The organism is Nonomuraea sp. NPDC049725, from assembly GCF_040674795.1.
In the GTDB taxonomy this organism is placed as follows: Bacteria; Actinomycetota; Actinomycetes; order Streptosporangiales; family Streptosporangiaceae; genus Nonomuraea; species Nonomuraea ceibae.
The window spans coordinates 129385-147411 of sequence record NZ_JBFANJ010000001.1 but is presented as its reverse complement, the minus strand read 5'-3'; the positions used below and the strand labels follow the sequence as shown (position 1 = coordinate 147411).

The following is an 18027-nucleotide window of genomic DNA, read 5'->3' as shown; positions in this document are numbered from 1 at the left end:
GTGCACCAACCGCCGCGCCAATCGTTACCGAACCGCAAGCGCCCCAGACCTCTATTGGGCTTCCCCGCGCCGTTGGGGCCGAGGAAGGCGACGAGCCGGCCGGGCTCGACGTCGAGGTCGATGCCGCGCACCGCCTCGACGGTCTCCTTTTTCATCGTGAAGACACGGGTCAGTCCCCGGGCGTGGATCATGGTCGGTTCTCCTCCGGGCATGGCGAAGAAACCCCAGGTCGGGGGCTTGGTTGAGGTTGGGGGTCCAGTGTGGGCGCGGGGGAGGGCTTTGGCAAACGCGAACAGGACGTTCACATACGGCTCTGACCTGCGAAAACGCTACGTAGGAGACGTGGCGGAGTCGGGCCGGTTTCGAGGCTCTGAAGTGGGGTTTCGACGGACGTACAGAGAAATTTCTAATGACGGATAGCTGCGTCCGGTTATGCGGATATTGCGGGTTGCGGGATTATGCCGGGCTCCGGGATGATCTCGCGGGTGAAACGTCTGTTATTGGTCGCGGTGGCCGCGGTGGTCGGCATGGCCGGTCCCGCCCAGGCGGCCTCCGGGGTGCCCGGGGTCGATGTCAGCAACTGGACGGCGGAGGTCGACTGGCCGGCGGTGGCCTCGGGAGGCGGGAAGTTCGCCTTCGTGCTCGCCACCGAGGGCGTCGACTTCCGGAGCACGCACTTCACCTCGCAGTACGACGGCGCGGCGGCGGCCGGGCTGGTGCGCGGGGCCTACCACTTCGCCCAGCCGCACGAGTCGGGCGGGGCCGCGCAGGCCGACTACTTCGTGCAGAACGGCGGGGCGTGGACCGGTGACGGGATGACGCTGCCCGGGGTGCTCGATCTTGAGGACAATCCATACAAAGAGCGCAACGGCAAGAACAGCTGCTATGGATTGACCGCGAAAGACATGGTCGCCTGGATCAAGGACTTCACAAAGAAATACCGCCAGCGAACCGGGCGCAACGCGATCATTTACACCACCACGAGCTGGTGGCGCACGTGCACCGGCGACAGCGCCTCCTTCAAGGCGCACCCGCTCTGGATCGCCCGCTGGGGAGCCGATCCGGGCGAGCTGCCCAAGGGCTGGGAGAAGCACACGTTCTGGCAGTCGGCCGAGAAGGGCACGCTGGCCGGCGGGCAGAACGCCTTCAACGGCACCGAGGCCGACCTCAAGGCGCTGGCCAACCCGCCCGCCGAGGTCACGGTGTCGGGCAAGGCGCGCAGCCGCATGAGCTTCACGCTGACCGTGGCCAACACCGGCCCCCACCCGGTCACGAACGTCAAGGTGTCCGGCCGGACCTTCGGCGGCATGCGGGTGGTCAAGGCGACCTCGGGCTGCACGTTCAGCGGCACGGCGATCCGCTGCGCCATCCCCGAGATCGCGCGCGGTCAGAAGCGGACGTTCACCTTCGCCACCAAGCCGTCGAAGTCGAAGGGCGTCGTCGGCATCAGGTTCACGGTCGGCTCGGCGGAGCTGGAACTGCGGGCGAGGTAGGCCGGGGTGAGGCTGTCGGGCAGGCGCCGGCTCGCCCTCGCCGTCGTGCTCGTCCTGCTGGTCGCCACGGCCTCGGTCCCGATCAGGCGGTACGTGCTGCCGCGCATCGTGGAGATCGCGTACGCGGTCGAGAAGCGCGGGATCGTCTACTCGTGGGGCGGCGGCCACGCCGAGGAGCCGGGGCCGTCCAAGGGCACCTGCCTGGGCTACGAGGGCAAGATCAAGCCCTGCCCGGCGGCCAGGACGCGCGGGCTGGACTGCTCGGGGCTGACCCGCTGGGTGTACGCGCTGGCTCACGGCGAGGACGTGCTCGGGCCGGGCAACACCGACGACCACATCCGCCGCATGCGCCGGGTCGCCCGGCCGCGGCCCGGCGATCTGGTGTTCTTCGGCAGGAGCGTCAAGCAGACCCGCCATGTCGGCGTCTACCTGGGCGGGGGCCGGATGATGAACGCCCCGGAGACCGGCGCCGTCGTGCGGGTCGACCCCGTCTCCCGGGTGAAGGGCTTCCTCGGGTACTACCGGTACTGATCCGGTATGGCGTGTAACGCGGGTCACGTACCGGAAATTGAGAGACCCGGAGGCTACTGTGTGCCGCTATGGACAGGCGATGGGTAGGTGGCGACGGGTTCGAGATCGTGCTCGCCCTGCGCGCGGGGCGGCAGGTGCTCCGGGTGCGTCGCAACGGGTGGCTGGTGGCCGACTGCCTGTCGGTCGCGGAGGTCGCGCGCCACGTCGATCTGGCCGATCTGTGCGAGGTCGTCCGGCTGCCCGCGGCCCGGGTCCCGGCCGAGGCGGTGGAAGGGCGGACGAGTTCGCATCATCGCTGAGCGCCGTGTATGGTTACACCTGTCCGCAGCGCCGGACAGGCCCCTATAGCTCAGTCGGCAGAGCGTCTCCATGGTAAGGAGAAGGTCAACGGTTCGATTCCGTTTGGGGGCTCCAGCTGTGACGGGCCTCACCGCAAGGTGAGGCTTTATTCATTTAGGTTCACCGGTGATTCTGAGGCATACTGGGGTCACCCGCTCGACCAGGCGAGTTACGAATGTGCTCCCGGTGTCGGGTATCCTCTACGGGGCCGGGTCGTTACCGGCTCAAGGCGGAGTAGCTCAGTCAGGCAGAGCAAACGGCTCATAATCGTTGTGTCGCCGGTTCAAGTCCGGCCTCCGCTACTGCCCTTCCCCAGGTCACCTGACCTGGGACGGGCGTGTCCATGTCCCGAACGTAGAAAGGCACTCCCAAGTGGCTGCCACCGACGTTAGGCCGAAGATCACGCTGGCCTGCCAGGAGTGCAAGCACCGCAACTACATCACGCGGAAGAACCGGCGCAACGACCCGGATCGGCTTGAGCTGAAGAAGTACTGCCCCAACTGCCGCTGCCACCGCGCGCACCGCGAGACCCGCTAGTTCTCGCCGGGCAGCATTCCTGCCTCCCCATTACGCACAACCGGCGTCCTGCTGACAGGGCGCCGGTTCGTCGTGTCCGGCGGGTTTCATGGGCAAAATGCCGGTCATCCCGGCGACAGCCGAACCTTGTTCTGTTACCGTCTGGCTCAACGACGCTCGGTGACACATGCGAGGGAGCGCTGATGGCGTTGAACCGTGACTTCGTGGGACGCAGCTACCCTGCGGGCCCCCCGTACGAGGTCAGCCGGGTCAAGATCAGAGAGTTCGCGGCGGCGATCGGCGACAACAACCCTGTCTACCGCGACAGGGAGGCGGCGCGGGCCGCCGGGCATCCCGACGTGATCGCGCCGCCCACGTTCCCCATCGTGTTCAGCCTGCAGAGCGGCGGCGAGGCGCTGGCCGACCCCGACCTCGGCCTGAACTTCGCCATGGTCGTCCACGGCGAGCAGCGCTTCGAGTACGTCCGCCCCGTCTACGCCGGCGACCGGCTCGTGGTCACCGCGACGATCACCGACATCCGCAGCGCCGGGCGCAACGAGCTGCTGACCGTCAGGAGCGACGTCACCACGGTCGAGGGCGAGCCGGTCTGCACCACGTACAACACGATCGTCGAGCGCGGAGGGGCGGCCTGACATGACGGCGACGGTGCAGTACGACGAGGTCGAGGTCGGCCAGGAGATTCCGGCCGTGGACTACGGCGTGCGCAGGCTCAACCTGGTGATGTACGCGGGCGCGTCCGGCGACTTCAACCAGATCCACTGGAACGAGCGGTTCGCCAAGATGGTCGGCCTGCCCGACGTGATCGCGCACGGCATGTACACGATGGCGCAGGCCGGGCGGTTTGTCACCGACTGGGTGGGCGATCCCGGCGCGGTGGTCGACTACGGGGTCCGGTTCTCCTCGATGGTGGTCGTGCCCGACGACGACCAGGGCGCCACGATCACGGTCAGCGGGGTCGTGGAGGAGAAGCTGCCCGACAAGCGGGTGGTGGTCGGCCTCACGGCCCGCTCCGGCGACGCCCGCGTGCTGTCGAAGGCCCGGGCGGTCGTCCAGCTCGCCTGACGCGCCCGTGATGACTGGCCGGGCGGCTCTCGGGTACGCGTGAGCCCATGACCGCGAACGTCTGGCCCACCGTGCAGTCCATCCCCGTCTCCGCCGTGACCGACGACCGGCCGCCCGGCCACCTCAGGCCGCCCCGGCTGGAGGAGGTGGCCGGCACCGTCGGCACCGGCCGCGACACGACAGGCGGCGCGGGCGACCAGGGCGGTGCGGGGAGTGCGGGCACGGCGCGGAAGGGGCCCGCCACCGGCGTCGGCACCGCCGGGGCCAGGCCCCGGGGCGCGCGCCAGAACCCGGCCGCCGAGCTCGGCTTCTCCGGCGACCCCGGGCAGCACGGCGCGCCCGACGACAGCATGCTGCACGCCCAGCGGACCTGGGACGGCGCCCTGGCCACCAACCGCATGGACGACCTGGGCGTCAACGCCGAACGGCTGCGCATGGAGACCAAGGACGTGACCGCCTCGGTGGGCCTGGTCGTGGACGGCCGGCCCGACGACGTGCGGGCCTGCGTGCAGTCGGTCCTGGACCACACCGGCGCCGCCGTCCTGGCCATCGACCTGGGCAACGTCGCCGGCGCCGGGGACGTGCTCGACGAGCTGGCCGAGCGGGACCCGGAGCGGGTCAAGGTCTGGCACGTGGCCGAGACCTCGCAGTGGCGCGACGGCACGGCGACGTGGGGCGCGTGCCGGGCCAAGCTGCTCCACCTGGACACCGCCGAGGTGCACGTCCTCATGGACACCTCCCTCGTCCTCGAAGGCGACGCCCTCGCGCCGCTGGTGGCCGCCGTCAAGGACGGCGCGGTGGCGGCGGGCCGGCAGGGTTGGGAGCCGCTGCCTGAGGGGCGGGCCCCGGTGGTCGAGGTCACGTCCGATAGGCCCCGGCCGCACCAGGCGCCGCCCGGCTGGCGGCAGGCGTCGCCCGGCAAGGTGCGGGCGCTCGGCGGCGGCCTGATGGCCGTACGGCGGGCCGCCGCCGTGGGCGTCTTCCCCGAGGACGCCCAGGACGGCCGCCACGGCGACCTGGAGTTGTCGCTGGCGCTGCGCGGCGAGCTGGTCGTCCCCGACCAGCACCTGCCGGTACGGCAGCGCCACGAGCACGACCTGCCCGCCGGCTGACGCGAACCCCCCAACCCCCCGACCCGGCACACCCGGGGGGCGGGCACCCGGGAACGCTCATAAGCTTGTGGCTCATGGAGATGCTCGCGCCTTACACCACGCTGGGTCTGGGCGGTCCCGCCGGCGAGTTCGTCGAGGCCGCCACGGCAGAGCAGCTCGTCTCCCTGGTCGCGGAGGCCGACCGGCAGGGCAGGCCGACGCTGGTGCTGGGCGGCGGCAGCAACCTGGTGGTGTCCGACGCCGGGTTCGACGGGCTGGTCGTGCGGGTGGCGTCCCGGGGCGTGACGGTGTCGCGTGACGGCGAGCAGGTCCTGGTCACCGCCGAGGCCGGCGAGGACTGGGACCCGCTGGTGGCGCGGGCGGTCGCGGAGGGCTGGTCGGGCATCGAGTGCATGTCGGGCATCCCCGGCCTGGTGGGCTCCACCCCGATCCAGAACGTCGGCGCCTACGGCCAGGAGGTCGCCCAGACGGTCCGGTGCGTGCGCGCCTACGACCGGCTGACCCGGCAGGTCGTCGACATCGAGGCGCGGCAGTGCGGGTTCTCCTACCGTGACAGCGCCTTCAAGCGGGATCTGTCGCGGCACGTGGTGCTCGCCGTGACGTACGCGCTGGACCTCTCCGACAGGTCGGGCGCGGTGGCGTACAAGGAGCTGGCCGGACGGCTCGGCGTCGCGCTCGGCGAGCGGGTGCCGCTGGCGCACGCCCGTGAGGCCGTGCTGGCGCTGCGGCGCGGCAAGGGCATGGTGCTCGACCCGGACGACCCCGACACCCGCAGCGCCGGGTCGTTCTTCACCAACCCGATCCTGACGGCGGCCGAGGCCGAGGAGCTGGCGGCGCGCGCGCCCGGCCACCCGAGCTGGCCGCACGACGGCGACACGGTCAAGGTGCCGGCCGCCTGGCTGATCGAGCAGGCCGGCTACCCCAAGGGCTACGGGCGCGGCCCGGTGCGCATCTCGACCAAGCACACGCTCGCGCTGACCAACCCCGACGGTCTCGGCACCACCGCCGACCTGCTGGCCCTGGCCAGGGAGGTGCGTGACGGGGTGCGCGAGAAGTTCGGGGTGACGCTCGTCAACGAGCCGGTGATGGTCGGCTGCGCGCTCTGAGCCCCCGGGAATAGCCCGTACGGCGGGGCTGTTATGGTGGTTCGGAAACACCGAGGGGGAGTAGTCCCAATCGCGTGATCGACACACTGGCGCGGCCTGCCGCGCCCGGTCACGCGGGCCTTCACGGGCGGACGAGACCTTCGGCCTGGCAGTCGCGTACGAAGACGCTGCCGGGCCGAAGCCGTGCCCGAAAACTTCCCCCGGCGCACGCTCGCGGTCCGGTCGCGCGGAAGAGGACCGTTGGAAGCGTTCTGGATCAGCCTGGTCGCGATCTTCATCGCCGAGCTGGGCGACAAGAGCCAGCTCATGGCGATGACGTTCGCCACCCGTTTCAAAGCCTGGCCCGTGCTGGCCGGCATCACCATCGCCACCACGGCGGTGCACCTGGTCAGCGTGGCCGTGGGCGGCCTGATCGGCGACGCGCTGCCCACCACGGCGATCGCCGTCGTGGCCGGGATCGCCTTCCTCGGCTTCGCCGTGTGGACGCTGCGCGGCGACGAGCTGACCGACGAGGAGTCGCGCAAGGCCCAGACCACCACCCGCAACGCGCTGATCGCGGTGACCGTCGCGTTCTTCATGGCCGAGCTGGGCGACAAGACCATGCTGGCCACGATCACGCTGGCCACGCAGCACGGCTGGCTGGGCACCTGGATCGGCTCCACGGTCGGCATGGTCGCGGCCGACGCCCTGGCCATCGTGGTCGGGCGGATGCTGGGCAGGCACCTGCCGGAGAAGGCCATCCGCTACGGCGCGGCGGCGGCGTTCGCCGTGTTCGGCGTCGTCCTGCTGGCCGACGCGTTCGTCTAGGGAGTCAGCAGCGACAGCCGGTGGGCGGCGGCGGCCGCCTCCCCCCGGGTGGTGACGCCGAGCTTGCCCAGGATGTTCGAGACGTGCACGGAGACCGTCTTGGCGGAGATGAACAGCTCCGCCGCGATGTCCCGGTTGGTCCGGCCGAGCGCCACGAGGCGCAGCACCTCCAGCTCGCGCGGCGTGAGCAGCTCGGACGGCTCCTGGGCCCGCTGGACGCCGCCGACCCGGCGGGACAGCGCCGCGATCTCCTCGATGAGCGGGGTCGCGCGCAGCCCCTCCGCCAGCGGGAGCGCCACCGCCAGCCGGGTGGCGGCGCCGTCGCGGTCGCCGGACAGCGCCGCCGCCTTGGCCGCCCGCGTCAGCGCCTTGGCCTGGCTGTACGGGCGCCCGAGGCGTTCCCACGCGGCGGCCGAGGCGTCGAAGTCACCGGAATAGGTGAGCTTGTACGCCTTCGCGACCGGCCCCGCGACCGACAGGTGCGCGGCCACCTCGGCGGCGTGCTCCCGTACGGCACGGGCGCGGGCGGGCTCGGTGACCTCGGCCGCGTCGCAGACCGTGCGCAGCAGGGCCAGCAGCCGCCAGCCCAGCATCGCCTTGCTCGACTGCGCCGGACGGGCCAGGATGCCCTCGGCCACCTCCAGCGCCGCGCTGTGCTCGTTCCTGAGCATGTGCCAGCCGATGTGCAGCCGGGTGCTGTTGGTGATGTCCTGGACGAAGTCCTCAGGCCGCTCCTTGAGCACGCCGATCTCCGACAGAATGGCCTCCAGCGGCTCCACCTCGCCCCGGCCGAGCGCGATGTCGGCGCGCACGCGCAGCAGGTGGTGGCGGGTGCGCAGCGCGGGGCTGAAGCTGAGCGCCCGCTCCACGGTGTCGAGCGCCTCGTCCCAGCGGCCGACCGCCTCCAGCGCCTCGGCCCAGTTGTTGAGGATGAACAGCCCGCTGGCCCGCAGCCTGCCGTAGCGCTTGGCGACCTGCCAGCCCTCCTCGCACAGCTTCAGCGCCTCGTCGGCCCGGCCGCTGTCGAGCAGGGCGTCGATGTTGTTGCCGATCGCCCGGATCATCACCCGGCCCGAGTTCTGCTCCCGGCCGAGCTCCAGCGCGCGCAGGTTGGTGGAGATCGTCGCCTCGACGTCGCCCGACAGGGAGTGGCCCAGCGCCAGGTTCATCAGCAGGTCCGCTTCCAGGCACCGGTCACCGAGCTCGCGGGCCAGGCGCAGGCCCTCGTCGATGTACATGGCGCCCTCGGCGGCCTCGCCGCGCAGCATCAGGTGCCGGCTCATCGGCATCAGCACCTCGGCCCTGGCCCGGCCCGGCTCCGGCACCAGCTTCAGCGCCCGCCGCAGGTCCTCCACGACGCCGGTCTTGCCCTTGGAGATCTTCAGGTTCGCCCAGTGCACGATCAGGCTGGCGACCCGGCCGGGCTCGCGCGTCTCGTCCAGCTCCGCCAGGGCCGCCTTGGTGAACTTGACCGACCGGTCCACCTCGCCGCCCGCCTGCGCGGCCTTGGCCGCCTTCTCCAGCACGGCGATGTGGTCGGCGCCGATCCGCTCGGCGGCGTCGGGCACCCGGTCCCAGAGCATGAGCACGCGTTCGAGCAGCGGCACCGCCTCGGTGTACGCGAACGCCATGAACGACTTCTTGGCCGCCTCCCACGCGGAGACCAGCGCCTCGACGTCCGCGCGTGCCCCGTACCAGTGGTGGGCCAGCTCGACGGCGGCCCGGCCGGGCGGGACGAGCTTGCGGTCCTTGGAGATCTCCTCGGCGTAGCGGGCGTGCAGGCGCTGGTGCTCGCCGGGCAGCAGCTCCTCGTGCACGGCCTCGCGGATCAGGGCGTGGCGGAACACGTACGCCCGGTTGTCGGCGATCTGCAGCACGTTGCCGGCGATGGCGGGCCGGAGCGCGGCCTCCAGCTCCAGGTCGGAGAGGTTGCTGACGGCGGCGAGCAGGGCGTGGCCGACGCGGATGCCGCCGGCGGCGGCCACGCGCAGCACCCGCTGCGTCTCCTCCGGCAGGCGCTCGACGGCGCCGAGGATGAGATCCTGCATCGAGTCGGGGAACGTGCAGTCGGTGCCGCTCTCGAGCATCGCCTCGACGAACAGCGGGATGCCCTCGCTGCGCTCGTAGACCTTCTCCACGCTGGTGTAGTGCGGGGCGCTGCCGAGGATGCCGGTCATCTGCTGCGCGACCTCGTCGCGGGAGAGCCGGGGCAGGTCCAGCCGCAGCACGCCGCTGACCCGGCCCAGCTCGGCGAGCACCGGGCGCAGCGGGTGCTGCCGGTGCAGGTCGTCCGAGCGGTAGGTCATGACCATGAGCACCTGCGGGATGCGCAGGTTGCGGCTGAGGAAGGCGATCAGGTCGCGGCTGGAGCGGTCGGCCCAGTGCACGTCCTCGATGATGAGCACGGTGGGGTGGCTGTCGGCCAGGCGTTCGAGGAGGGTGAGGAACTGCTCGAAGAGCCGCGCGCGGCCGGTTCCGGTCTCGCCGTCGGCGCTGGGCTCCCCGAACTCGGGCAGCAGGCGGGCCAGGTCGCGGGCCGCCCCGTCGGGCAGCAGCGCGGCGATCCGGTCGGCGCCCTGTTCCCTGACGAGCTGGCGGAGGGCGGCGGTGAAGGGCGCGTAGGCCAGGCCCTCGGTGGACAGCTCCACGCAGCCGCCGAACAGCACCCGGGCGCCGTCGGCCGCGATCTGTTCGGAGAAGCGCTGGAGAAGCCGGGATTTTCCGACACCGGCCTCGCCGCCGAGGAGCACCGCCGTGGCGTTTCCCTTGCGGGCCTCGTCCAGCGCCTCGCGGAGCTCCGCCAGCTCCTCCTCGCGCCCGACGAAGACGGGGCTGACCGAACGTCCCAGCATGTCATCCAGCATGTCATGCCTTATCTGTTGCTTTCGACGCTTTTATGGGGGCGTGAAACCCGTTCATGGAGGCTGTGAGGCCCGGCCGCGAGGGAGGTTGCGGCCGGGCACTCGTGGGGCGGTCATGAGGAGCGGCGCTTGCCGAAGACCGAGCGGCGCTCGGACTTGTTGACCTGAAGCGCCTCGCGTACTCGGCGGTGCCTGGCCGCCGCCTCGCGAAGCTCGTTGGCGTGACTCTTCATGAGCTGGAACTCGATTTCCGCGTTCACGGTGATCTCCTATGAGATGTCGTTCTCTTTCCTGACATACTCAAGATTCGCGCTAAGGCCCCCCGTCCCACATCGGCTGGATGCCTTATCTCCTGCCTCACCGGGGCTCCCGGGACGCCTAGGTATGGCCCTGGTTTGGAAGTAAGGCACCTGGTCGGCGATGCTGTGGAGGTGTCAACTGTGACTACTTCGCTCACCGACGTCGCCGCCTCCGACGCCACCCTGCGGGCCTTCCTGCACGGACTGCCCGGCGTCGACCGGGTCGGCGCCGACCAGCGGGCGGCGATGCTCGGCACCCGGTCCATCAAGACGACGGCCAAGGCCCAGGCCATCGACCTGGCCATCTCCATGGTCGACCTCACCACGCTCGAAGGCGCCGACACCCCCGGCAAGGTCCGGGCCATGTGCACCAAGGCCGTGCACCCCGGCGGCGACGCCCCCCGCGTGGCCGCCGTGTGCGTCTACCCCGACCTGGTCGCGGTGGCCGCCTCCGCGCTGGCCGGCTCCGGCGTCAAGATCGCCTCCGTGGCGACGGCGTTCCCCAGCGGGCGCTCCTCGCTGGAGGTCAAGGTCAGCGACACCGCACTCGCCGTCGCCGCAGGCGCCGACGAGATCGACATGGTCATCGACCGCGGCGCGTTCCTGTCCGGCGACTACGTCAAGGTCTACGAGGAGATCGTCGCCGTCAAGGCCGCCTGCGGCGCCGCCCACCTCAAGGTCATCCTGGAGACGGGCGAGCTGGCGACCTACGACAACGTACGCCGCGCGTCCTGGCTGGCGATGCTGGCCGGGGCCGACTTCATCAAGACCTCCACCGGCAAGGTCGCCCCGGCCGCCACCCTGCCCGTGACGCTGATCATGCTGGAGGCCGTGCGCGACTTCCGCGACCGCACCGGACGGCAGGTCGGCGTCAAGCCCGCCGGCGGCATCCGCACCACCAAGGACGCCATCAAGAACCTCGTCCTGGTCAACGAGACCGCCGGCGCCGACTGGCTCTCGCCCGACTGGTTCCGCCTGGGCGCCTCCTCGCTGCTCAACGACCTGCTGATGCAGCGCGAGAAGCTGACCACCGGCCGCTACGCCGGGCCCGACTACTTCACGCTCGACTGAGCCGCGCGGGACTGGCGATCGCGGGCTACGCCGCCGGGGCCTGGTGGTAGACCGAGTGCCACACCTCGTTGCGGATGCGCGCGAACTCCGGCGACAGCCGCATCTCCTCGGTGCGCGGGTAGGGCAGGTCCACGTCGATGACCCGGTAGACGCGGCCGGGCCTGGCGGCCATGACGACGACGCGGTTGGCCAGGTAGACGGCCTCGTCCACGTCGTGGGTGATGAACATGACCGTGCGGCGCTCCTGGCTCCACGTGTCCAGGAGCTGGTCCTGGAGCTGGACGCGGGTGAGCGCGTCGAGGGCGCCGAACGGCTCGTCCATGAGCAGCACCTTCGGGTTGACCGCGTAGGCGCGGGCGATGGCGCAGCGCTGCTTCATGCCGCCGGACAGCGTCTTGGGCAGCGCGTCGGCGAAGTCGGTGAGGCCGACCAGGTCGATGGCCCGCTGGGCGCGTTCGCGGCGCTCCTCGGCGGGGATGGGGGCCAGGTCGAGCCCGAACTCGACGTTCTTGCGCACGGTGAGCCAGGGGAAGAGCGCGTACTGCTGGAAGATGACGCCGCGGTCGGGGCCGGGGCCGGCGACCGGGGCGCCGTCGAGCAGGATCTCGCCGTCGCCGGGCTCGACGAGGCCGGCGGCCATGCTCATCAGCGTGCTCTTGCCGCAGCCCGACGGGCCGACGACGGTGACGAACTCCTGGTCGGCGATGTCCAGGTCGACGCGGTCGAGAGCGAGGAAGTCGGTGTCCTTGAGCGCGAACGTCTTCGACACGCCGCGGAAGGAGATCTTGGTGGTCATCGGCGTTCCTGCCATCCGGTGAGGCGGCGTTCGGCGAGCTGGAGCAGCCGGTCCATCAGCAGGCCGAGCACGCCGATGCTGATCAGCCCGACGAAGATGGTGGGCAGGTCGTAGTAGAGCTGGGCCTGCTGCATGCGGTAGCCGAGGCCCTCCTGGGCGGCGATGAGCTCGGCGGCCACCAGCGTGCCCCAGGCGGCGCCGAGGCCGACGCGCATGCCGACGATGATGAACGGCGTGGAGGCGGGCACCACGACCTTGAGGAAGATGACCCGGTCGGAGGCGCCGAGCACGCGGGCGGCGTTGATGAGCGTCTTGTCGACGTCCATGACGCCCTGGAACGTCGCCACGACGCTCGACAGGAACGCGGCCAGGAAGATGACGAAGACCTTCGGCGTCTCGCCGATGCCCATGAGCAGGATGGCCAGCGGGATGATGGCCAGCGGCGGGATCGTGCGGAAGAACTGCACGTAGGGCTCGATGAGGGCGCGGGCGGTCGCGTACCAGCCCATCAGGAAGCCGACCGGGACGGCCAGCGCGGTGCCGAGCGCGAAGCCGGTGAAGACGCGGCGCAGGCTGGCGAGCAGGTCGGCGGTGAGCGTGCCGTCGGCGATCAGCTCGGCGCCACGCACGGCGACGTCGACGGGGCCGGTGAGGCCCTGGATGCCGGAGGCCGACAGGCCGGTCCAGGCGGCGAGTCCGGCCGCGACGGCGACCACGTTCAGGATGATCCCGCGGGCGGGCCGCTTGGCGCGGCGGCGGCGGGGAGGAGCGGGCGGGTCGCCGGGTCTCTGGGTGACGCTCAGTGCGGTCATGGCTGGGGTGCCTCCATGCCCGACAGTGTGCTGATGTCCGGATATTTTCGTCAATAGGTAGGCAAAAATAGCCGATGATTGTTCCGCTCCGCCGCAGGTTGGACACGGGTACGGTCAGCCGCAGGCTCGGGTTTTGATCCGTAGCCCGTACAAAAAAGGTGGGTCAGGCGGGCCTGAGGTGGGCCGGGATCGACGGCTCCTCGTGCAGCAGGAGCGCGATCGCGCCCATGGCCGAGGCGTTCACGCCGAGGTCGGCCTGCGTCACCCGGATCTCGCGCGGCGACCTGGGCAGGGCCAGGTGGCCGATCGCCTCGCGGATCGGGTCGAGCACCAGGCTGCCCAGCCCGGCCAGCTCGCCGCCCACGACGACCAGCGCCGGGTCGAGCTGCGTCACGGTGTCGGCCAGCACGCGGCCCAGGTCGCGGGCCGCCGACGAGACGACCTCGCACGCCACCGTGGCCCGGTCCTGGGCGGCGGCGACCAGCGCGTCGAGGCCGTCGAGCGGGACACCGCGCGCCGCGCACGCGTCGAGCAGCGCCTGGCCGCCGATCCTGCCCTCCAGGCAGCCGCGCCCGCCGCAGTGACAGGGCGGCCCCGACGGGTCGAGCGAGACGTGGCCGAGCTCGCCGCTCGCGCCGTGGGCGCCGCGCAGCAGCCTGCCGCCCGCGACGAAGCCGCCGCCCACGCCCACGGACCAGCGCACGTAGACGACGTCGCGCGCGGACCTGGCCGCGCCCCAGGTGGCCTCCGCCAGCGCCGCTAGCCTGGCGTTGTTGTCGACCGCCACCCGCACGCCGAACTCGTCGGCGATGCGGCGCGCCAGCGGCTGGTGACCCGCGGGACCGGGATCGCCGTCGACGACGCCCACCAGGCCGAGCCCGACCGCCTCCAGGGCGCCCAGCCGCACGCCGCGCTCCTCGGCCACCTGCCGGACCAGGCCGATCGCCGCCTCCGCCAGCGCGAGCGGCGCCGCGTCCTCGGGAAGGTCGCGGGCCGCCGTGGTGACGACCTGGTGCGCGGCGTTGGCGATCGCCAGGCGGATGCGCCCCCGGCCCAGGTCGAGGCCGAGCAGCAGGCCGGCGGCGGGGTTGAGCGCCACCAGCGACGCCGGACGGCCGCGCCCGCGCGGCTCGCCGGGCGCCGGCTCGGTCTCGACGGCGGCCCCGCGCTCGATCAGATCGGAGATGATCGTGAACAGCGTCGTGCGTGACAGCCCGGTGCGCTCGGTGAGCTGGGCCCGGCTCAGCGCGCCCGACGAGCGCAGCGCGGACAGGACGGCGTCCTCGTGCACCCGGCGGAGCCGCTGGAGCGCGTCAGTGGGGCTCGACATGGGACCATGATGGGTCGAGGTCGAAATTTGTCAACTTCCCGGGTTAATTAGCGGCACCCTTGTAGAGGTCGGCCGTGAAGTACGTGGCCGGGTCCGGCGACTGCGGCAGCTTGCCCATCGTGACGAAGATGTCCGCCAGCCCCTTGTACCAGCCGGCCACCGACCCGTCCGCGGTCAGCTTGTCCAGCTCGGCCGTCGGCACGATCCTGGTCACCGCCGAGGCGCCCTTGAACTGCTCCGCCGGGGCCTTCAGGAACGTCGCCGTCAGCGTCTCGGCCTCGGCCGTGTTGGCCGCCACCCAGTCGTTGCCCTCGCGCAGCACCTTGAGCACCTTGGTCACGGTCGCCGCGTCCTCGGCCACCAGCTCGTTGCGGGCCACGAAGGAGCTGGGGAAGCTGAGCTTGGGGTAGTAGTCCTCGCTCTTGGTCAGCTCGATCAGGTCGGGCACGTTCTTCTTGATGGTGTCGATCAGCGGGTACCAGATGGCGGCCGCGTCGATCTGCTTGGCGCTGAAGGCCGACACGACCGTGCTCGGGTCCATGTTGACCTTCTGCACGTCCTTGCCGGTCAGCCCGGCCTCCTTGAGCGCCAGCTCCAGGATCATGTCGCCGGAGGTGCCCTCGGGGACGCCGATCTTCTTGCCCTTCAGCCCGGCGACCGAGGTGACGCCGGAGTCCGCGTGGGTGATCAGCCGGTCGGCCTGGCCCAGCATGTTCGGCGCGATGATCTTGGCTTTGCCGCTGGCCGGGAGCCAGGTGGCGCCCGAGCCGATGTAGCCGAAGTCGATGTCGCCCGAGCCGAGCGCCTGGATCTGCAGCGGCCCGTTGGTGAACACCTTCAGCTCGGGCTCCAGGCCGTGCTTGGCCCACAGCCCCTGCTTGTCGGCGGCGGCGAGCACGGCGGCGCCCGCGAAGTCGGCGATGTAGCCGAACCTGACGGTCTGCGCGCCGTCCTCGGAGGAGGAGCCGCACGCGGCCACGGGAAGGACGAGGGCGAGCGCTGCCGTGAAGGCCGCCAGCCTGCGAGGAAGCCTCATCGGAGGTCCTTTCTCAGGAATGGGTTACGGGGGGTGGACGGCGGCACTCAGGCCACCTCGTCGGCGACGCCGTCGACGTCGGGGGCGCGGCCCCCGCCGATGTCGGCCATGTAGCTCATCCAGCTGGAGGCGGGGTCGCCGCGGCGCAGCAGTTCGCGGTAGAGCCGCACGGTCAGGTCACGCCGGACCGCCGCGTAGGCGGGCGCGGTGTAGACGTTGCGCAACTCGTGCGGATCGCTGTCCAGGTCGTACAGCTCGTGCACGCTCTCCGGGTTGAACACCAGCTTGTGGCGGCGGTCCCGGATCATGCGCTGGGAGTAGGGGAAGTGGTGGCCGTGGAACTCGGCGACCACCTGCGGCCGGGGATCGGGCTCGCCCTCGACGAGCGGGAGCAGGCTGCTGCCGTCGCAGGGCTCCTGCGGCGGCAGCCCGGCCAGGGCGAGGATCGTCGGGTTGAGGTCGATCAGCGTGGCGAACTCGTCCACCACCCGCGCCCCGGCGCCCGGCACCCGGACGATGCCGGGAACGCGGTAGATGTCCTCGTACATCGCCGGGCCCTTGTCGTTGAGCCGGTGCGCGCCGGTGAACTCGCCGTGGTCGGCGGTGAACATCACCGCGGTGTCGTCCCAGAGCCCGTGCTCGCGCAGCGCGGCGGTCAGGCGCCCGATCTGGTCGTCGATCATCGTGACGTAGCCCCAGTAGACCGCGATCAGCTTGCGCCAGGCGTCGGCGTCGAAGTGGTCGGCCGACCAGTATTCGGAGTAGCGGCGCTGCACGTCGGGCTTGCCGTCGAAGGTCTCGGCCATCGACTCCGGCAGCGGCACCAGCGCGGGATCGTACAGGTCGTAGTACTCGTCCGGGATCAGGTACGGCAGGTGCGGGCCGAACCAGTGGCAGGAGAGCACGAACGGCCTGCCGTCGCGGTGGAAGTCGCGCGCGTAGCCCGCCAGCAGCTCCAGCGTCCGGTCGGTGAGGTACGCCTCGATCGTCGCCTCGGGCGGCTGCCGCAGGCGGCCGGCGATGAGGTGGCCGCGGCCGGAGCCGTTCTCGGCGCGGCCGAAGACCGCCTGCTCCACGGCGAACGGCGGGTGGCCGCGCTCCTTGAGCCACCGCTCGTAGGAGGGGTGGTGGAACGGGTTGAGCGCGCCCGGCAGGTGCTCGCCGTCCATGCCGTAGAACTCCGGGCCCCGCTCGCGGCCGATGTGCCACTTGCCGACGTGCCCCAGGTTGTAGCCGGCGGCCCGCAGCGGCGCGGCCATGACGGGGTGCTCGTCGGCCACCTCGTCGCGGGCGCCGCCGTTGCGCTCCGGGTTGACCAGCAGGCCGTGCCGGAACGGGTGCAGCCCGGTGAACAGCGACGCCCGCGCGGGGGTGCAGATCGCGGTGGGGGTGTAGAAGCGGTCGAACCGGGTGCCTTCCGCGGCCAGGCCGTCCAGCGCCGGGGTGCGGACCAGCGGGTTGCCGTAGCAGCCGAGGGTGTCCACCCGGTGCTGGTCGGTCATCAGGAACAGGACGTTGCGTGGGGTGGTCACTCGTTCTCCGTTCGGAAGGGGGTGGGCGGCTCGTCGTGGAGGAGGAGGGCGATGGCGCCCATCGCGGACGCCCTGGCGCCCAGGTCGGCGGGGACGACCTCGACGGTGCTCGGGGTGCGGGGCAGGGCCAGGCGGGAGATCGACTCGCGGATCGGGCCGAGCACGAGGCTGCCCAGCGCGGCGAGCTCGCCGCCGACGACGACCCGCTCGGGGTCGAGCTGGACCACCGCGTCGGCCAGCACCCGCCCGAGGTCGGCGGCGGCGGCGGAGATCACCTCGCACACGGCGGGCACCCGGTCGCGGGCGGCGGCCACCAGCGCGTCGAGGCCGTCGAGCCGGACGCCGCCGGCGGCGCAGGCGTCGAGCAGCGCCTGCGCGCCGATGCGCGGCTCCAGGCAGCCCCGCGAGCCGCAGTGGCAGGGCGGCCCGGCGGGGTCGAGCGAGATGTGGCCGAGCTCGCCGGCGGCGCCGGTCGCGCCCCGCACGAGCCGGCCGCCGACGAGGAAGCCGCCGCCCACCCCGACCGACCAGCGCGCGTACACGATGTCGCGGGCCGGCCTGGCCGCGCCCCACGTGCTCTCGGCCAGCGCGGCCAGCCTGGCGTTGTTGTCGACGGCGACGCGCACGCCGAACTCGCGCGACAGCCGGTCCTTGACGGGCGCGTAGCGGGCGGGCGGCAGCGCGGGGTCGCCGGCGCCGCCGATCAGGCCGACGCCGATGGCCTCCAGGGCGTCCAGGCGCACGCCGCGCTCGCCGCTGACCTGCTTGACCAGCCGCACCGCCGCCTCGGCCTGCTCCAGCACGTCGGCGCCCTCGGGGACGTCGGCCATGCCGGTGGCGACGATCTGGTGCGACAGATTGGCGACGGCCAGGTGGATGCGCCTTCTGGCCAGGTCGAGGCCGATGAGCTGGCCCGCTCCGGGGTTGAGCGTGACGAGCGAGGCGGGCCGGCCGCGCCCGCGCCGGGCCGTCGCTGGGGCCTCGGTCTCGACGACGGAGGCACGCTCGATCATCTCCGAAATGATCGTGAACAGCGTGGTGCGGGACAGGCCGGTGATCCGGATCAGGTCGGTACGGCTCAGCGCACCCGACGAGCGCAGGGCGTCGAGGACGGCGTCCTCGTGGGCACGGCGGAGCCGTTGCAGCGCGTCGGTCGGCTTGGGCATGCGGCCATGATGGGGTCCCGACCGCATTAAGTGCAAATCTTCGGACTAAATATGTGCCTATATGCCCGGACCGAGGGTTCCAGTGCGGGCGAGATCGCTTATTAATGTTGAGAGTCTTGACGTAATTGGGTGAGGCG

Annotated in this window: 18 protein-coding genes, 2 tRNA genes and 1 pseudogene; 12 read left to right on the top strand and 9 right to left on the bottom strand. The window is 71.5% G+C overall.

The window, feature by feature from the left end; translation table 11 throughout:
- Positions 1-59 precede the first annotated feature (59 nt).
- Positions 60-191, bottom strand: a pseudogene (locus AB0J53_RS00820) (ABC transporter); the annotation flags it as partial.
- A gap of 294 nt (positions 192-485) precedes the next feature.
- Here AB0J53_RS00820 and AB0J53_RS00815 point away from each other — a divergent pair.
- The 11 genes from AB0J53_RS00815 to AB0J53_RS00765 all read left to right on the top strand — a co-directional run bounded on the left by AB0J53_RS00815 (position 486) and on the right by AB0J53_RS00765 (position 6987).
- The gene (locus tag AB0J53_RS00815) at positions 486-1493 is read left to right on the top strand and encodes a GH25 family lysozyme (RefSeq protein WP_364167608.1); all 1008 of its coding nucleotides are present in this window, start codon (positions 486-488) and stop codon (positions 1491-1493) included.
- Positions 1494-1499: 6 nt separating this feature from the next.
- A complete protein-coding gene (locus AB0J53_RS00810; protein ID WP_364167606.1) occupies positions 1500-2024 on the top strand; it encodes an NlpC/P60 family protein in 525 nt (174 codons plus the stop codon).
- Between the two features lie 68 nt (positions 2025-2092).
- Positions 2093-2323: a transposase gene (locus tag AB0J53_RS00805; RefSeq protein ID WP_219514427.1), complete on the top strand. Its 231-nt coding sequence runs from the start codon at positions 2093-2095 to the stop codon at positions 2321-2323.
- Positions 2324-2362: 39 nt separating this feature from the next.
- Positions 2363-2438: transfer RNA gene (locus AB0J53_RS00800), tRNA-Thr, on the top strand.
- Between the two features lie 153 nt (positions 2439-2591).
- Positions 2592-2665 (top strand) — tRNA-Met (locus AB0J53_RS00795).
- Between the two features lie 70 nt (positions 2666-2735).
- Positions 2736-2900 carry a 50S ribosomal protein L33 gene (gene rpmG, locus AB0J53_RS00790; RefSeq protein ID WP_019632658.1) on the top strand — a complete coding sequence of 55 codons (165 nt, stop codon included), beginning with the start codon at positions 2736-2738 and terminating at the stop codon, positions 2898-2900.
- A gap of 182 nt (positions 2901-3082) precedes the next feature.
- Positions 3083-3532 (top strand): MaoC family dehydratase N-terminal domain-containing protein, encoded by a 450-nt coding sequence (locus tag AB0J53_RS00785; protein WP_357584507.1) that lies wholly within the window; start codon positions 3083-3085, stop codon positions 3530-3532.
- 1 nt (position 3533) lies between these two features.
- Positions 3534-3962 carry a MaoC family dehydratase gene (locus AB0J53_RS00780; protein ID WP_219514437.1) on the top strand — a complete coding sequence of 143 codons (429 nt, stop codon included), beginning with the start codon at positions 3534-3536 and terminating at the stop codon, positions 3960-3962.
- Positions 3963-4009: 47 nt separating this feature from the next.
- A complete protein-coding gene (locus AB0J53_RS00775) occupies positions 4010-5074 on the top strand; it encodes a hypothetical protein (protein ID WP_364167604.1) in 1065 nt (354 codons plus the stop codon).
- 80 nt (positions 5075-5154) lie between these two features.
- Complete coding sequence (locus AB0J53_RS00770; RefSeq protein ID WP_364168525.1) at positions 5155-6180, top strand: UDP-N-acetylmuramate dehydrogenase; 1026 nt, start codon at positions 5155-5157, stop codon at positions 6178-6180.
- A gap of 240 nt (positions 6181-6420) precedes the next feature.
- Positions 6421-6987: a TMEM165/GDT1 family protein gene (locus tag AB0J53_RS00765; RefSeq protein ID WP_219514441.1), complete on the top strand. Its 567-nt coding sequence runs from the start codon at positions 6421-6423 to the stop codon at positions 6985-6987.
- Here AB0J53_RS00765 and AB0J53_RS00760 read toward each other — a convergent pair.
- Together AB0J53_RS00760 and AB0J53_RS00755 are read right to left on the bottom strand one after the other, a co-directional pair.
- A complete protein-coding gene (locus AB0J53_RS00760; RefSeq protein ID WP_357584505.1) occupies positions 6984-9839 on the bottom strand; it encodes an AAA family ATPase in 2856 nt (951 codons plus the stop codon). The two genes, AB0J53_RS00765 and AB0J53_RS00760, sit on opposite strands and share 4 nt — an antisense overlap.
- Before the next feature lie 122 nt (positions 9840-9961).
- Entirely contained in the window at positions 9962-10108 is a 147-nt protein-coding gene (locus AB0J53_RS00755) for a hypothetical protein (RefSeq protein WP_219514451.1), read from the bottom strand.
- Positions 10109-10288: 180 nt separating this feature from the next.
- Here AB0J53_RS00755 and deoC point away from each other — a divergent pair, with 180 nt between their 5' ends.
- Positions 10289-11218 carry a deoxyribose-phosphate aldolase gene (gene deoC, locus AB0J53_RS00750; RefSeq protein ID WP_219514453.1) on the top strand — a complete coding sequence of 310 codons (930 nt, stop codon included), beginning with the start codon at positions 10289-10291 and terminating at the stop codon, positions 11216-11218.
- Between the two features lie 25 nt (positions 11219-11243).
- On the opposite strand, the gene AB0J53_RS00745 is transcribed toward deoC, so the two are convergent.
- The 6 genes from AB0J53_RS00745 to AB0J53_RS00720 all read right to left on the bottom strand — a co-directional run bounded on the left by AB0J53_RS00745 (position 11244) and on the right by AB0J53_RS00720 (position 17890).
- Positions 11244-12014, bottom strand: coding sequence for an ABC transporter ATP-binding protein (locus AB0J53_RS00745; protein ID WP_364167601.1), 771 nt, complete (start codon positions 12012-12014; stop codon positions 11244-11246).
- On the bottom strand, positions 12011-12826 hold the full coding sequence (locus AB0J53_RS00740) for an ABC transporter permease (protein ID WP_364167598.1): 816 nt from the start codon (positions 12824-12826) through the stop codon (positions 12011-12013). The genes AB0J53_RS00745 and AB0J53_RS00740 overlap by 4 nt, the downstream gene beginning before the upstream one ends.
- Positions 12827-12989: 163 nt before the next feature.
- The gene (locus AB0J53_RS00735; protein ID WP_364167595.1) at positions 12990-14156 is read right to left on the bottom strand and encodes an ROK family transcriptional regulator; all 1167 of its coding nucleotides are present in this window, start codon (positions 14154-14156) and stop codon (positions 12990-12992) included.
- A 43-nt stretch (positions 14157-14199) separates the two neighbouring features.
- On the bottom strand, positions 14200-15192 hold the full coding sequence (locus AB0J53_RS00730) for an aliphatic sulfonate ABC transporter substrate-binding protein (protein ID WP_364167592.1): 993 nt from the start codon (positions 15190-15192) through the stop codon (positions 14200-14202).
- A gap of 47 nt (positions 15193-15239) precedes the next feature.
- A complete protein-coding gene (locus AB0J53_RS00725; RefSeq protein WP_357584502.1) occupies positions 15240-16724 on the bottom strand; it encodes a sulfatase-like hydrolase/transferase in 1485 nt (494 codons plus the stop codon).
- Entirely contained in the window at positions 16721-17890 is a 1170-nt protein-coding gene (locus AB0J53_RS00720; protein ID WP_219514469.1) for an ROK family transcriptional regulator, read from the bottom strand. The genes AB0J53_RS00725 and AB0J53_RS00720 overlap by 4 nt, the downstream gene beginning before the upstream one ends.
- Between the last annotated feature and the right edge of the window lie 137 nt (positions 17891-18027).